This is a genomic window from Candidatus Flexicrinis affinis (assembly GCA_016716525.1).
In the GTDB taxonomy this organism is placed as follows: domain Bacteria; phylum Chloroflexota; class Anaerolineae; order Aggregatilineales; family Phototrophicaceae; genus Flexicrinis; species Flexicrinis affinis.
Genome location: JADJWE010000002.1, coordinates 548,300 through 563,546, shown reverse-complemented (window position 1 = coordinate 563,546; position 15,247 = coordinate 548,300). Strand labels below are relative to the sequence as shown.

The 15,247-nt window shown below is 64.4% G+C and carries 10 protein-coding genes; 2 read left to right on the top strand and 8 right to left on the bottom strand.

Going from position 1 to position 15,247, the window contains the following annotated elements:
• Positions 1–70 precede the first annotated feature (70 nt).
• From IPM16_11585 to IPM16_11575, 3 genes are all read right to left on the bottom strand, one after another.
• A complete protein-coding gene (locus IPM16_11585; GenBank protein ID MBK9123744.1) occupies positions 71–1,672 on the bottom strand; it encodes an aldehyde dehydrogenase family protein in 1,602 nt (533 codons plus the stop codon).
• A 76-nt stretch (positions 1,673–1,748) separates the two neighbouring features.
• Positions 1,749–4,574 carry a S8 family serine peptidase gene (locus IPM16_11580; protein ID MBK9123743.1) on the bottom strand — a complete coding sequence of 942 codons (2,826 nt, stop codon included), beginning with the start codon at positions 4,572–4,574 and terminating at the stop codon, positions 1,749–1,751.
• A 42-nt stretch (positions 4,575–4,616) separates the two neighbouring features.
• Complete coding sequence (locus tag IPM16_11575) at positions 4,617–5,444, bottom strand: SH3 domain-containing protein (GenBank protein MBK9123742.1); 828 nt, start codon at positions 5,442–5,444, stop codon at positions 4,617–4,619.
• Between the two features lie 170 nt (positions 5,445–5,614).
• Between IPM16_11575 and IPM16_11570 the strand changes: the two genes are divergently transcribed.
• Positions 5,615–9,484 carry a hypothetical protein gene (locus IPM16_11570; GenBank protein MBK9123741.1) on the top strand — a complete coding sequence of 1,290 codons (3,870 nt, stop codon included), beginning with the start codon at positions 5,615–5,617 and terminating at the stop codon, positions 9,482–9,484.
• A 12-nt stretch (positions 9,485–9,496) separates the two neighbouring features.
• On the top strand, positions 9,497–10,507 hold the full coding sequence (locus tag IPM16_11565; protein ID MBK9123740.1) for a hypothetical protein: 1,011 nt from the start codon (positions 9,497–9,499) through the stop codon (positions 10,505–10,507).
• Positions 10,508–10,596: 89 nt separating this feature from the next.
• Here IPM16_11565 and IPM16_11560 read toward each other — a convergent pair whose 3' ends face one another.
• The 5 genes from IPM16_11560 to IPM16_11540 all read right to left on the bottom strand — a co-directional run bounded on the left by IPM16_11560 (position 10,597) and on the right by IPM16_11540 (position 15,232).
• The gene (locus tag IPM16_11560) at positions 10,597–11,595 is read right to left on the bottom strand and encodes an SH3 domain-containing protein (GenBank protein ID MBK9123739.1); all 999 of its coding nucleotides are present in this window, start codon (positions 11,593–11,595) and stop codon (positions 10,597–10,599) included.
• 110 nt (positions 11,596–11,705) lie between these two features.
• The gene (locus tag IPM16_11555) at positions 11,706–12,641 is read right to left on the bottom strand and encodes a hypothetical protein (protein MBK9123738.1); all 936 of its coding nucleotides are present in this window, start codon (positions 12,639–12,641) and stop codon (positions 11,706–11,708) included.
• Positions 12,638–13,315: a response regulator transcription factor gene (locus tag IPM16_11550; GenBank protein MBK9123737.1), complete on the bottom strand. Its 678-nt coding sequence runs from the start codon at positions 13,313–13,315 to the stop codon at positions 12,638–12,640. Before IPM16_11550 ends, IPM16_11555 begins: the two co-directional genes overlap by 4 nt.
• Complete coding sequence (locus tag IPM16_11545; GenBank protein ID MBK9123736.1) at positions 13,312–14,382, bottom strand: HAMP domain-containing histidine kinase; 1,071 nt, start codon at positions 14,380–14,382, stop codon at positions 13,312–13,314. Before IPM16_11545 ends, IPM16_11550 begins: the two co-directional genes overlap by 4 nt.
• A gap of 367 nt (positions 14,383–14,749) precedes the next feature.
• The gene (locus IPM16_11540; GenBank protein ID MBK9123735.1) at positions 14,750–15,232 is read right to left on the bottom strand and encodes a peroxiredoxin; all 483 of its coding nucleotides are present in this window, start codon (positions 15,230–15,232) and stop codon (positions 14,750–14,752) included.
• Positions 15,233–15,247 lie beyond the last annotated feature (15 nt).

Sequence of the window (15,247 nt, the reverse complement as noted above, 5' to 3'; positions counted from 1 at the left end):
CGCTGAGACGTGATGAGCGGGGTGAGGCGAGCATACTGCCTCATCACTCATCACTTCCAACTTCTCTTCCTTATCGTAAGCCGGGAAGCCACGGCAGCACGCGCATTAGCGTGGCGTAGATGCGATCGAACATCCGCACGGACATGCGCTCGCCCCGCGCGTACACCATGAACCGCTGCACGCTGATCGACTGCGACTGGGTGAACTTGAGAATGCCTTCGGCGCCGTGTCGCCGTCCGTAGCCGGACTGCTTCCAGCCGCCTTGCGGAGCACGCACCGACGCCCACGCGGCCTTATGCCCTTCATTGACCGTCACCGTTCCACACTGGATTTGGTGGGCAACGTCGCGCGCGCGGCGCACGTCACGCCCGAACACAGCCGCGTTCAATCCGTACTGGCTCGCGTTGGCGCGACGAACGGCATCGTCCACGTCACTGAAGCGGTACAGCGAGACGACCGGCCCGAACGTCTCCTCGTCAAAGACCGCCATGTCCGGAGTGACGTTTTCGAGCAGGGTCGGCTCGAACGCGTACGGCGCAACATCGGGCCGCGCCTTGCCGCCCGTGACGACCCGCGCACCTTTGGCGACAGCATCTTCGATGTGCCGCTGCACGTGCGAAAGCTGATTGGCCGACGTGAGCACGCTCAATTCGTCATCCCATGCGCCGCGCCGGACCCCCATCGGAAGGGCTTCGTATCGTTTCGCCAGCCCGTCACGCACCGCGTCATAGCGCGATTCGTGGATGAACACGCGCTCGAACGACACGCACATTTGCCCGGCAGACGCGAGCGTACTGTCGACCAAGACGTCAAGCGTCGTGTCGAGGTCGGCGTCTTCCAGCACAATCACGGGATTCTTGCCGCCGAGTTCGAGCGAGCATGGGATCAACCGTTCGGCACAGTGCGCCGCGATCTTGCGGCCGGTCGCCGTGCTGCCGGTGAACATGACGGTATCGACGTAATCGATCAGCGCCGCGCCAGCAACCTTCCCGTCGCCGGTGACGATCTGAAACACGTCGTCTGGCAGGCCGCACGCGCGCAGAAGCTGCAGGCCGAACAGCGCCGAGAACGGCGTCAATTCGGACACCTTCATCACGACCGCATTACCCGCGATCAGCGCGGCAACGGCATCCTGCATGGGCAAGTTGAACGGGTAGTTCCATGCCTCGATCAGCCCAACCACACCGAACGGTCTGGGGATGACCGTCGACGCCGTGAGCAGCGGTACCGCGCCGGCTTGGCGCTGAGGCCGCAGCAGCGACGGCCCGTGGTAGCTGTAAAAGCGGGTGTTGATGCAGGCGTCGAACACGTCTTCGAGGGCGTTAGCGCGCACCTTGCCGTTCTCGAGCTGGATCAAGTCGGCGATGTCGAACCGCCGGTCGAGCAGCACGTTGTTGAAACGCCGAAACGGCTTGACGCGCTCGCGGACGGGAAGCGCCGCCCATGCGCGCTGTGCTGTGCGTGCCACCTCGACCGCATGCGCGACGTCTTCGGCCACACACATCGGCACCGACCCGACGAGCTGTCCATCCAGCGGCGATGTGACCGTCATCTGCGCGCGCGGGGCGACCGTGCGCACGAGGCGCGCAAGTTGGCCGGGATCGATGGCGGACGGATGACTTTTCGCGGTGGTCGACTCGGACGAAGGGCGATCGGCAGCAAGCGAGGACACGGCGGCAACCTAAGCTGAAGTGCGGATCGAACGAGTATACGACGCGGCGCGGGCGCGTTCCATGAGGGTTCGATGACTACGACCCGCCGCGGCGGAAGTCCTCAGGCGCGCTTGGCGGCGGCAGCGACGGCGAGCGTGTCGGCGCGTCGTCGATCCACAACCTGAAATCGTCGACCTGTAGTTTGCCGGCAAGCCCTTTGACCTTGAGCGCGACCTGAACGTGCGCGACGTCACCGCTGGCGAGCGCCGTGTCGGCGGTATGATGAGTGTAGTCCAGAGATGAAGTGAGATTCAGCTTGAATTTCGTCTTCGGCGTCGCGTCTGCGTACTTCACTTTCACGACCGCCTTGGACGTCCCGGCATCACCCTTCACCGAGAGCGTCAGCGTCACAAGGTCGGACGCGGCAGGATTGACGATACTGAGCGGCCAACGCTCCAGACCGGCGACTTGTTTCAGCGTGATCGTCAGCCCCGCCGGCTTGAAGATTGCCGTGCAGTCGCCGTCGGCGGCGAATCCCGACTTGGCTTTGCACTTGGCTTTGGCCAGCGATGGATCGGGCCGGATCAGCTGCCACCCTGCAGGTACGCCGTCTACGATCGTGTCTTCCAACGAGCCATTGCCGATCAGGCTGGTGCGGAAGTCGTATGCAAGATGCAGCGTATTGGGCTGGACGACCGCCGTGCTGCTCCAGTGCGACACGTAAATCGTATACGTCACGCCCTGCTGCACTGGCGTGTATCGGACTCGCGAGGTGAGGTCGTAGTTGATCGGATCGAAGTCTTCCGAGCATGCGATTGCCTCGAACGACCCCGGCGATCCGGTCAGCACGCTGAGTACCGTGTCGTACGTGGATCCCTGCGTATCGACCGTCAAGTAACCGTCGTCCGGGGCGGTGAACGTGTAGTACATCGTATTGTTGCCAGCGCCAGCGCCGCCGAACCGGCACGGATGGGCGAAGTCACCGACCTCGCGCTTAGCGTAGCGCACACGCGACTCGGTCACGCTGCCCGACCAGCCATTCAATGGGACGGGGGTACCCAGCGGATCGGACATCGGCGGGCATCCGGCGAACACGGCCCCCGAAGGCGCGGACCCGGAGTTGTACGCATCTGCACGCAGCGATCGCACGATATAGACGTAGTCGCCGCACCCATCCGGCGTCGTGTCGAGCGCCGTGGTTTGATCCGACCCGTTGATGACGACGGCCTGCACGAAGCTCAAGCCTTGATCGGAGGAACGCTCGACTACGAAGCCGGTCTCGTCGGCCGCCGTGTCCGTCCACGTCAGGTTGAACTGATCGCCACCCGCGTACGTCCAGTCGAGGGCTGATGGAGGAGTCGGGCAGGGTACCGCGGGCGCCGCGCGCGTGACGGTGTTCGAGGCCGAACCGGTCAACATCCCGCCCCTAGTGCGCACGCGATAGCGGAGCGTTCCACATGGGATGTTTGAATCGGTGAACGTGCCGTCGCGCAGCGACCCAAGGATCTGCCCGAAGTAGCCGTTGTCCACGGACCGTTCCATCAACCGTCCGGTCCAGTCCGGCGCGGTCCAGCTTAGGGTTGTGTGCGTCGCCGACTCGCTGTCGATCTGCAAGTTCTCTGGCGCAGGAAGAGAGCTCCCGCCGAACGCGTACCAGAAGTTGACCATGGGGTAGAACTGGTCGGTGCGGTTGTCGTACATCGGCATGCCGGAGGCTTCGAGCATGACTTCAAGCTCGGCCGGCGTCGCATCGTGCCCGCCGCTCAACACCACCGCAGCAACGCCCGCCGCCAGCGGCGAGGCCATCGACGTGCCGCATAGGACCGCATAACCGCCGCCGAGATATTCCGACTTGATCGCGCATCCGGGCGCCAGCAGATCGACCAGCTCGCCATCCCCTTGCACGGCGGTCGTATTGCTGAAACAGGACGGTAGGCCGCGCACATCGGACGGGCACCACGCGCCATAGATGTCACTCACGCTGCCGACGCCAATGGCGCCGGTTACACAGGCCGGCGCTCCGACGGCGAACGATGCGAAGTCGTTGCCCGTCGACGCGAAGACCGCGATCTTCTGCGCGTTGAGCTGGGCGAATGCGCTCACGTATGCCGGATTGGCGGTGTCACACGCACCCGCCGTGCTGTACAAACTGCCGCTCAGGCTCATGTTGACGACTTTGATCCCAAGCGCGGACCCGTTCGCGATAATGTGGTCGAGCGCATTGAGGACGTTGGTGTCGGTCGTGTCCGACGTCGTAAAGACCTTGTAGGCGACGATCTCCGCTTGGTTGGCGATCCCGCGCTTGCCGGTGATGATCCCGGCGACGTGCGTGCCGTGACCGGTCTCGTCCTGCGCGCCGGTGGGCGGGCAGTCGCCTTCGGTGCGGAAGCAGAACTGGCCGACGACGTCGTCGACGAGAAACGCGGACGGGTGTGCCATGTCGATGCCGGAGTCGATGACGGCGACACGTACCCCGTACCCCTCGCTGGATACCCACGCCATCTCGCCGTCGATCAGCGAAAGCGCCTCGTAGTCAGTGGTGCGCAAGCGCGTGTCCGGGTTGATCGACGCTACCAACGGGTGACCCGCAAGCACTTGGAGGTCGGCGTTGGTCGCGCGCAGCGACAATGCCGGGATGTTCTCAAACTGCGCCTTGATCGCGGTAGCGGGGCTGAGGACGGTGCGCACGCTGTCTTGCGCGGCGCGTACGCTGCTGCGATAGCCGGACGACCGGATGTCGTCCGCCACGCGCAGCGTCACGATCACGTCTTCGGGGCCGATCGGGCCGGGCGCACTTCTCGATCCGGGGCCGAACTGCGGCTTGGTATCGGGCAGCGGGGTAGCAGGCGGCGGCAGCGGCTGTGTCGACGCAGACACCACCGAGACTAAACCCAGAGTCAGGACGAGCAGCACACGGCGCATATCTGCAAGTATATGGAGATTGCAGAATTGCGGAATGCCCGACTATGGTACCAGCGGTGGTGGCGTGGCGGTTGGTGCGCGGCCGGGGAAGTTGAAGTAGTAGTAAGAGGCGTACGGGTCGCGCGTCGGGCGCGGTGTCGAGACCGGACCCGGCACATCGAACGTGCCGCCGGTCTGCAGCAGACACAACTGCTGCCAACTACGGCGGTTCGGTTCGTTCGTCCAGTACGGCGCGACGCGCCACGTGAACGTGCCGCCCGTGCGGTTGAGGTTCTTGAGTTCGATCTCGGCCGTTCCGGTGGTGCTGTCGTGCGCGGTACGCTCGCCGAACGGCGAAATAACAATCACGCTGTAGACGTTGGCACCGGGCAGTTCCGGATACGTCACGGTGATCACGGTGTCGCCGGCCATGAAGTCGCCGGTGCGGGTAAACTCGCCCGTCCAGGAATCGCAGATGTTGTCGGATAGATCAAACGCTGTAGGCACGCGCCCGTCACGGTTGCGGGGTAGGCGGCGGCCCGTCGGCGGGATGCTGTTGAACGGGATGCTGGTGCGGATCAAACGGGCATAGACCCAACCGGTCTCGCCTTCAAACTCGATTTCGAGCCACTGATCGCCGTCCCACGCATAGATGAAGTCGCCACGCCGGCCCAAGACCGTGACGCTGGCGTTGATCGGAAGCTGCGCGACCGGGTCGTAGGCGAAGTCCGGGCCGACGTAAACCGTCGCGCCGTCGAACTCGACGATCCCGACGATGGTCTCGCCTGCGGCGGCAGCGTCCGGATCGCCCGGCGGTTGGGCATACAGGAGCGACACGACGCCGGCTACCAACGCAACCACCACCCCGAACACAGCCCCGAATCGCCTCACGCCTCACCTCCGCAACCTGCGCTGCGCGTTTCCATACCCTCAGTATACGCACAATTGAGATTCCGTCGCGCAAGCGTTGGACCGGCGGCGCAATGTCGTTGAGGCGTGCAGTTTTCGTTTTCGCATTACACTTAGAGATAGGGCGGGACTGACAGGGGAACGAACAGCTCATGCGACGTGGCGTGTTGATCTTCGCAAGCGTGGTGCTCTTGGCGGCGGTGATGATCGGAGGACTGGCGTCGATACAGCCGGCGACGTACGCCCAAGCCGACCTGACCGCGACCCCGACCCTGGCACCTGCGTTCCAGATCGTCGGGGAGATTGGGCGAGCCGTCCCGCGCAAGTTCGTCTACGACCCGAACTTCGAACGCATGGCGATCGTCGACGCCTACAACCGCTTACTGCTAGTCAATGCGCTCGACTACCAGACGATCAGCGTGCTGCATGAGCGCGGCCAATACGCCGACATCCAGTTCAGCCACGATGGACGTTACCTAGCGGTGCTCTACAACCTGACGGTCGAACTGTGGGACACCGAAAGCCGCGCGCTCGTGGCGTCGATCAGCGAACTCGGCGGCGTGCGCGAGATGTTGGCGCCGTTGTCGTTCTCCGCGGACGATCAACTGCTGATGTTCTTCGGCAGCTATCCCGCGCCGCGGGCCATCCGCGTCACCGAGAATCAGCGCATCACGTACCCATGGGTATGGCATCTTGGAGCCGCCCGCGGCGAGTCCGAATCGACCTTGCCGCGCGGCGTGCAGGCGATCCAATTGTTCGACTTCGCCAACGGCATCACATTTGCGCCGAAGGACACGATCATCGCGGCGCTGCCGTCGCGCTTGCAGGTGCTGGATGCCAAGACCTTGACCGTCAAGTCGGAGATCCCGACCGCGCGCTTCGAGCAGTCAGGCTTCGGGGTCTATACGAGCCTGTTTGACGATACGGTGTACTTCTACGAGATGGGCAGCAGCACGCTCGTGCAGGTCGACGTCGAGACGGGGATTTCGGCGCAGTTTCCGACCGGTGGCCGATTCGACAGCGAGAATCCGGCTCCAGCCATTGACCTCGACGCGGTCAGCCCTGCCGGTCCGCAGACCATCGGTCCGGCGCGAAGCACGACCGTCAACGCGCTCCACGCGCAGCTCCTTGGGGCCAGTTACCGGGACGCCAATGCCTATGCCTCGCGCCCGCTGACGATCACGCTGATCGATATCGTGCAAGCGCCGATTACCTCCGGCGACAACAACCTGCTGCTCATCAGGGTCGAAGACCACGAGGCCGGTACGAGCTGGTATCGCCTGAACAACGCCTCGGCGCAGCAGGCGGTCCTCAGCCCGGACAAGTCCGAGCTGATGATTCGCGCGTATGACAACGATCAAGTGATCGCGTTCGACTTGCGGAGCGGCGAGCGGACCTTCAGCTTCGTGCCGGCGCTGCGGCTCGGGTCGTACCGGCGGTCGCAGAAGAACCGCGTGCTTGCATACACGCTCGACAGCGCCACGCGCATCAGCGACTTTCAGCGGCTTGAGGGGCAGACGGCCCGTATTTTGGCTGAAGACCTGCGCTACTCGCGCCGTTTCGACCAGTTCTTCTTTGCGCCCGATAACGAGTCGGTCGTCACGCTGGCTGGCAACGAGTGGCGGCAGTGGAGCGTCGCGACCGGCGAGGTGATCCGCCGCGAGGTCGTCCCCGCGGTCGGCACATTGGTGCAGAACTCGCCGGACGGCACACGCTTCCTGTTCGAGGCAGTCGACCGGCAGGGACGGATCGTGATGGAGGTCGTCGACTACGACGCCGACGTGCAGTACGACGTCGTTATCGCGAACATCCCCGGCCATGTGGTCGAGCAGGTCGTGCCGAACCCGTCATGGACGCGCTTCCTTGTGGTGTATTCGACCAATCCGTACGGCCCTTACGATCCAGCCAATCAGGTCGCCATGTTCGACTACGAGCTGGGTCAGAGGTGGCTGATGGCGGGCGACGACCTGCCGAGCATGAGCGGGCGCTCGTACAGTTGGGTCGACGATGACGTGGCGGTGATCGTCGGCGACTTCCCGCCGGGAACCGGACCGCAGCGGATCTATGGCGTCGAGTATGCCGCGAACGCGCTGCCTCAGTGCGTGGTCGACCGGTTTGCCGGCGCGGAAGAGCGCATCTGGCGGCGCTGGGAGCGCCTGCTGGTGACGGTGCGCGTCGACAAGTTGAACGAATTCACGCAGCTTCTGTGCGACACGCTGCCCTCGTCGGTGGACGACCTCGTGCTGACGCTCGCGCCGTCGAACACGCCGCAGATTCCGACGCGGACGCCACTGCCGTTCACCGACCCGGTGGCATGCCTTGAGGCTGCGTATCCGGAAGCGGTCGAAGACTACGTGGCGCTGTGGGACGAACTAACCACCGGGTTGAACAGCACGCAGCGTACCGAATTCACGCGCCTGCTGTGCGAGGGCGTGCAGTTTAGCGTGCCCTCCGGGTTGGGCGTGTACGGCCCGCGCCGGTACGTCATGCTGATCGACCCGGAGGGTGTGCGCTCCAGCGGCAGTTACGACCGGCCCATTGTCGAGAGCCAGCCGCTCGGCCCGATCTACGACCTGTTCCAGCTCACCGAGAACCGGCGGCTCGGCACGGCCGTCTTGAGCGCCGATCAACGGTTTATCGCGGCGTCGAACCTGCCCGGCGAGCTGATTGTGTACCGCCTGTTGACGCCGTATCCGCAGATCGTGGCCGGCGTGACGGCGACCGCGCAAGCGAACTTGATTTCCGCCAACCGCGTATTTGCGCAGGCTACGCCGTCGCCGACGTTCGACACCATCGGTACAGCACGCCCAACCTTGACCCCGACACCGTCGCTCACCCTCATCCCGCGCCCGGATGTGCGCCTGTACGACGAGTACCAGTCCGTTGACTACTGCCCGTCCAACGCGCTGTTCGATGTGAGTTCACTGCCGGCGGGGTGGGACGCGACCGGGCGGATTCTGGCGCCGCTTCAGGATGACATTCTGTGGGCCGTCGAGGTCGAGGATGGTCGCCGTTACGAGGTCGAGGATGTGCCGGCGTGTGGCGTTGGCGTGAACTGCCAGCTTTCGCCGGACAACAGCTGGGTGTTGGCGCGCACGTCGGCCGAAATTTACGTCGTGCGGCCCGATGGCAGCGACCGGCGTACACTGTGGGACTTTGCGACGCCCAGCCCGGCGACGCCGGTGCCGCGCGACCTGCGCTGGAGCGGGCCGGTCGCGCTGGAGTGGAGCGGGCGCGTGCCGTACGAAGACTCGCGCGGGCAAATCCGCTTCCGCGACGGCACCCTGCGCGACGTGCTCAATGTGTTCCCCGACCCGGCGCCGTTCTACGGAATCGGTCTGATCAACGAGATCCCGACGACCGCGTACGTGTCGCGCCAACCGGGCGGGCCGTGGGCAGTGGCGTATACGTCGTACAGCACCGGAATTAGCCTCGGCTACAAGTACTACCTGATCGACACCGAAACGGGCGAAACGCGCCTTTTCGCAGAGGCGCAGGGGTCGTTGATGGATATTACGTGGCATCCGCTCGGAGACCGATTGTTCTACGGTATTCCGCTCAGCAACAACAATGTCGAGTGGTTCGAGCTGTCGATCGCCTCGGGGCGGCATGTCTCGCTGGGCACGGACATCGCGCCGTATGGCGACTGGTCGCCGGATGGGCGTCTGCTCGCGCTGTACACCGACTACGGCGATTATCCGGTGGCGACGTGGGACTTCGAGACCGGGACCGCCAACTTCTACTGCATACCCGAAGACGGAGACCGCGGCTATAGCGGCGGCTACTGGTGGTCGCCGGACGGCGAGTATCTGGCGATTCGCATGGCACTGCCGGCGGACGAGGACATCGAGGGCGTCGGACAGCACCTGCTGGTGATCAAGCTCGATACGGGCGAGGTCGTCGACCTGACGACCGGCGTCCTCGACCCGTTCATGTGGGCGCGCGATTCCGGCGGTTACGGTGAAGGTGTGCGCATCACCCTGACTCCGTCGCCATCACCGCTGCCGACCGCCACGCCCTAAGGAGGCCAGACGATGCGCAGAATTCTCGTGTTCGCACTTCTCGTCGCGCTGGCCTTGCCGGTGATCGCCCAAGCTGACCCGGTGCATGTGACCGTTCAGGACAACACCGTACTGCGGGCCGGCCCCGGTACCAACTGGGATCGACTCGCGGTGCTGCCGTATGGATCGACGTGGCGCGCGACGGCACGCTCGCTAGATGGCGACTGGGTACAGGTCGCGTATGACGGGCCGCTGGAAGACGGCGCGCGCACCGACTTCACCCGCGACGGCGTGACCTACGGCTGGGTGGCATATTGGCTGCTGGTGTGGACTGGCGACATCCTGACACTGCCGATCGACGGCGATGCGTTCGTGCCGACGGCGCGCACCGCGCCGGTGACCATGATCATCTCGCCGGACGAGTACATCTACCGCGACGTGGTCGATCCGTCGACACGGGTCGTCGGATTGATCGAATCGCCTGTGCGCGTCGAAGTCACGGGCCGCATCGGCAACCCGCGCGGCGGATTCTTCTGGATTCAATTCAAGTACAACAACGAGTTCTACTGGACGGGGACGTGGGCGACCGGCGTGCCGGGTGGGGTCATGGCGGTTCCAGACGGGACGTACCTGTACCCGTTCGGGCGACTGCTCGATCAGACTCGGCGCGACTACAGTCAAGCGCGCTCGGTGTACAGCGACATCGGTTCGCGCTGGTTGGCCCTGAATCAAGGGCAGGCGACCACCTGCAACAATATCCCTGAGGACATCGCCTCGCGTGGCACTGGATTCCGTTCGCTCGACCTGAGTCTGGAGCCGCTGTTCGGTCCGGTATCGCAGGCGTTGGCGGGCGCAGAAGCGGCGCTCAACCGCGCGCTGGCGAAGTTCCGCGTTATCTGCGGGCCGTTGGAGACGCGTGCTGCAGTGACGCCGGAGGCCGTCGCCGCCGCGCTGGCGGACGTGCGCGAGGCCGAGACGTATCTCAACACGGTGGGACTGCTGCTCACGCCGTTCGAGCGCCGCGATCCGCTGCTCGGGGGCTAACCACCCCGTGGGGAGTGCTGAGCACTTGCAGCGCTCCCCACGCCATGCTGGCACGGCAAGCATTCCAAATTGGGCCGCTTGACCACGGGCTAAAACTCGTCGTCGAGCGGTTCCCCGGTGAGCTGGCTGCGCAGGACGCGCATGCGCCGTATCAACAAGTTGAATGTGGCGCTGGCAGCAATCGCGCGCTGATAGCCGCGCCGCGCATCGGTCGGCAAATACACGCCGCACTGCCGCATGATCTCCAGCGATCCGTTGATGCTGGCGACCGCGTCGGACAACAGACGGGTCTGGCGGCGCAGCTCGGGCAGTTCGATGAGATCCGAGGGTGAGACGGGATAGCTCGGCACATTTGCGGGTGGTAAGCACTCTTTGGTCTCGCCGGCCAGCATCGTGCGCCAGTAGCCAGCGACGTTCAACGTGAGCGTATAGTTCGGCACGAGGTACTCGAGCAGCCGGTCGATCTGTGCGATCTGGCGCGCCGGGTCGACAATCTCGAGCGCGGCGTACGTCGGATCGCCGGCGAGCGCGCCGTCCTCCGGGATTTCGTACAAACGCGCATACCGGGACGTCGTGAATTCGGCGATCCAGCCTTCGGTGCCGAGATAGTTCACTTTGATCCAGAATGCGTTGGGCGTGCGGCTGACGACCGGGAGGACTGCGTCGATCGGCACGACGCCGAGCGAAGCCGCGTCGCGGTCAGGGGCAGTCCGAAGCTGCGCCTCACCGGTCATCAACACCGCGAATCCCGTATCCATGATCGGCACGTCGCCAGTGACACCCGTCACCGCGTCGGTCAGGGGAAGCGCCGTCACGTCACCGCCGAACTGCACGAGGTCGCGCCGGATCCATGCCGTAACTTCGGGCGACGTCGGCCTGTGGACGTTCAGCCACGTGCCGTCGGCGCTGCGGCCTATGACAGTCAACACTTCGCCGTTGAACGCCGAGCCGGCAGGCTCGGACGTGTCGCTCGGAAGCGCCCGCATGAACGCACTGTCGACGCGTACCGACGCGCGTCCGGTGGACTGCGCCACTGCGGTCGACACCAGCACGCATAGGGCCAAGATCAGCCATCGTCTGCTCATCATACCCTCGCACAGAGTTGTGGAGACCTACTCTACACTCACTATATCCGAAGTTTAGTGCTGCCGTGCGTACTGAACACGCGTGAGCGCCCGTCTCGGACGCTACGACCCATCTACGCCTGCGCTTTGATGACCAGCGCCGCCCCGATTCGCTCCCATACGTGTTCTACGACTTCGGCGGCCTTGTCACCTTGTGTTTCGGCCGCCAGCATCACGATGTCATACGTGGTGTCGCGGGTGGCCCCGTAGACGGCCTCGGCAAGCGTGCCTTCGCGTAGAAGCACGCGTCCGCGAATCCGCGCCCGCGCGAAGGCTTGGCGCATTGCGGCGAGGTGCGCGCCCAGCGGCGTTTCCGGTGAGAGCATCGCCGCGAACCGGCTGATGAGCGGACTGCCCGTAGCGTCGGCCGTCGGGGTCGCGGCGGCCAGCACGGTCGTCTCGATCGCCAGGTTTTGCGACAGCGCCGGCAGCCACGTCAGAAGCTGACGGTCGGGCGGCGTTCCGCGCAGGACTGCCAGCACCTTGCGCGGGCGCGACGCGAGGTCGCGCACCAGCCACACCGCCGCCGGCGCACGCACGACAAGATCACGCCGCCCGTCCGCCGTATCGGAATGGGCGACGATCAGGACGGCGCGCGTGTCCGGCGTGTGGCCGATGGCACTGCCAAGCGGTGCGGCGTACATCGGCAGTTCCGGATAGGCTGGGGTCACAACACGCGCTACGTACGACGACAGCGTCTGAAGGCGCAGCGGGTCGGAACTCCACAGGTAGATGGCGCGCTCCGGCAGGTCGACATCCTGCCACACGCGATCGAGCATGCCGAGGATCTCGTCGGTACGACTGCGCACCGCTACGACCGGATGCCCCAACGTACTTTCGATCAGTTCGCGCGTGGCATGGTTATCGGGTTGTGCAAAGGCGACCGTGATGGTGTCCTCGTCCTCGGCGATGGGCAGCGCAACGTGGAAATAGGCGAGATGGCTGGGAAGCCGCCGCACCAACGCGGGGTCGATATCGACGTCGGCGAGGTTCAGCAGCGGCGCGCTCATGCGGGGGCGACCACGGCGTATCCGACGCCGGGCACGGCCTCGATCACCAACGGCGCTTGACCATCGTCGCCTTCGACCTTGCGCCGCAGCCGGTAGACGAGCTGCTTGAGCATCGCCTTGTCGCCGCCGCCGGGGCCGTAGACGAGGTCGATCAACGCCTGAGTCTTGACGACCTGACCGGGCTTGGTCATCAATGATTCGAGCATGCGCACTTCGAGCGGCGTGAGCTGAATTGGCGGTCGGTCGGGTAGGGCGAGCGTGTTGCGCTCGGTGTCGAGCGTGCAGTTGTTGAGCACGAGCTGGCTCGACGCGGCCGGCGCGGCGCGCCGCAGTACGGCCTGAACACGGGCCAGAAGCTGTGCGCTGCTGAACGGTTTGGTCATGTAGTCGTCTGCGCCGAAACCCAGCCCGGCGACGATGTCCGCATCGGTGTCGCGCACAGTGAGCATGATGATCGGCGTGTTGGCCTGTTCGCGGATGGCACGGCACACGGCAAAGCCGTCCGGCTCGGGAATCTGTACGTCAAGGATGACGATGTCCGGGCGCTGTGACGCGAATGCCGACAGGGCGGCCGTGCCGTCATGCGCCAGCGAGACATCGAAACCGGAAAGCTTCAACAGACGGCCGACGCCGTCGGCCAGTACGAGATCGTCGTCGACGACGAGCGCTTTCATGCCTGCGTACATAGTTCCACCCAAAACTGCGAGCCTCCGCCGGGCCGGGCATCGACGCCGACCGTGCCGCCATGCGCGTCGACAATGGCCTTGACGACCGACAGGCCGAGGCCGGCACCGTAGTCTTCGGACGCGGTGGCGCCCAACCGCACGAATCGCTTGAACACGCCGTCGCGTTTGTCGTCCGGAATGCCCGGACCGCGGTCGCTGACGGACAGTCGCACCGTGTCCCCACTGCGCGACAACCCGATGTCGATGGTGCTGCCGGGTGGGCTGTACTTGCTGGCGTTGGCGATCAAATTGACCAACACCTGTACCAAACGCCCGCGATCCGCCGAGACCACCGATGGCTCGAGGGGCATATCGAGCGTGAGCTGCTGCCTACGCCGTGACAAAAACGGCAGCACCAACCGGGCGGCCTCCGATACCAACTGCTCGGCCTCGACCTGCTGCTGGCGCAGCATGAGCTGGTCGGCCTCGATCTTCGAGCTTTCGAGCAGGTTGTCGATCAATTGGCCCATGCTGGTGATGCTGAGATGCAGCGCGCCGAGCAGTTCGTCCAATTCGTCGGGGCGAAGCCGGCGCGCGTTTTCGCGCAGCAGTTCAACCGTCACCTGCATGCCGGCCAATGGCGTACGAAACTCGTGCGAGATGTTGGCAAGGAAGTACGCCTGCACGCTGCGCTGCGAGTCGCTCCACTCCTTAGCCGCTTCCAATTCGCCGAGCATGGTCGAGATGCGGTTACGATTCTGCTCCAGCACTTTTGCCAGCGAATACACCTCGGACAGTGTGCCGTGCGTGGTGATCGGCGTAGTGAGGTCGCCTTGGCCCATGCGGCGAGCGGCCAGCACGAGCTGCCATAGGTCGGCGAGGCGTCGGCGAAAGAAGAAGCCGACTCCTAGCGCGCTCAGTCCGGCGACCGCGATGATGACCACCGCGATCCACACCGGATTGCCGCCGGTGTCGCGCACGATGCGATCGGCGATCAGGCCGCAGACGCCTGCCAGCACGCCCACGCCGGTCGCAAGAATTGTGACCTGACGCGTAATGTTGAGGGGCTTCAGCACGTATTCCATGCCGGAAAGTATAGCGGTATCGCGCGGGGATGGGGAGCATAAGCGCCCGACACCGTACAACCGCACCGGGGATTGGGTTGTAAGGACGTCGGGCGCTGGCCGCGCGATACGTTGGCGAAGGGAAGCCCGTCAAGATCTAGTCTCACGGCGCCAACGAATGTTGCGGTTCCGCACGCACTTTTCAGTGCGATGGTACGTGGTGCGTACGGGTTAATCGAATTGTCTCACGTTCGCATCGGTTACCGCTGTGATGTCCGTCATGGCATGTGATGCCAAACGTCATATCTGCTGACCGCCATACGGGTGTGCACGATCGGTTTGTCGGCAGGCCGCGACGGTCAGGCGGTCTGGACTTGCGCTAGGACAGCCGCTTGAGTGTCTCGAGTGCTTCCTTGACGTGGTTGTGAACCTTCATCTGGCTGTTGAAGACGTGCTGAACGACGCCGTCGCGGTCGATGACATACGTCGTGCGCCCGGGCAACATACCCATCCAATTGGGAACGCCGAACGCTTTAGTGACGTCGCCGTTCGTGTCAGAAAGCAGGGTAAACGGCAGGCGGTTATGGCTCGCAAAAGCCGCCTGAGCATCGACTGGGTCTGTGCTGATTCCGATTACTTCCGCGCCGGCGTCCACGAAGTCCTCGAATTGGTCGCGGAACGAGCACGCTTCGGCGGTACAACCCGGTGAACTAGCGCGCGGGTAGAAGAACACAACGACGTTCTTGCTGCCGCGAAACGTGCTCAGGCGCACGAGGTTTCCGTTTTGATCGTTGAGTTCGAAATCAGGCGCGACGGCGCCGACGCCGATCCCCTGTTTTTCTCTGGACTGAAAGAAGTTCATGGACCGTGTTACTCC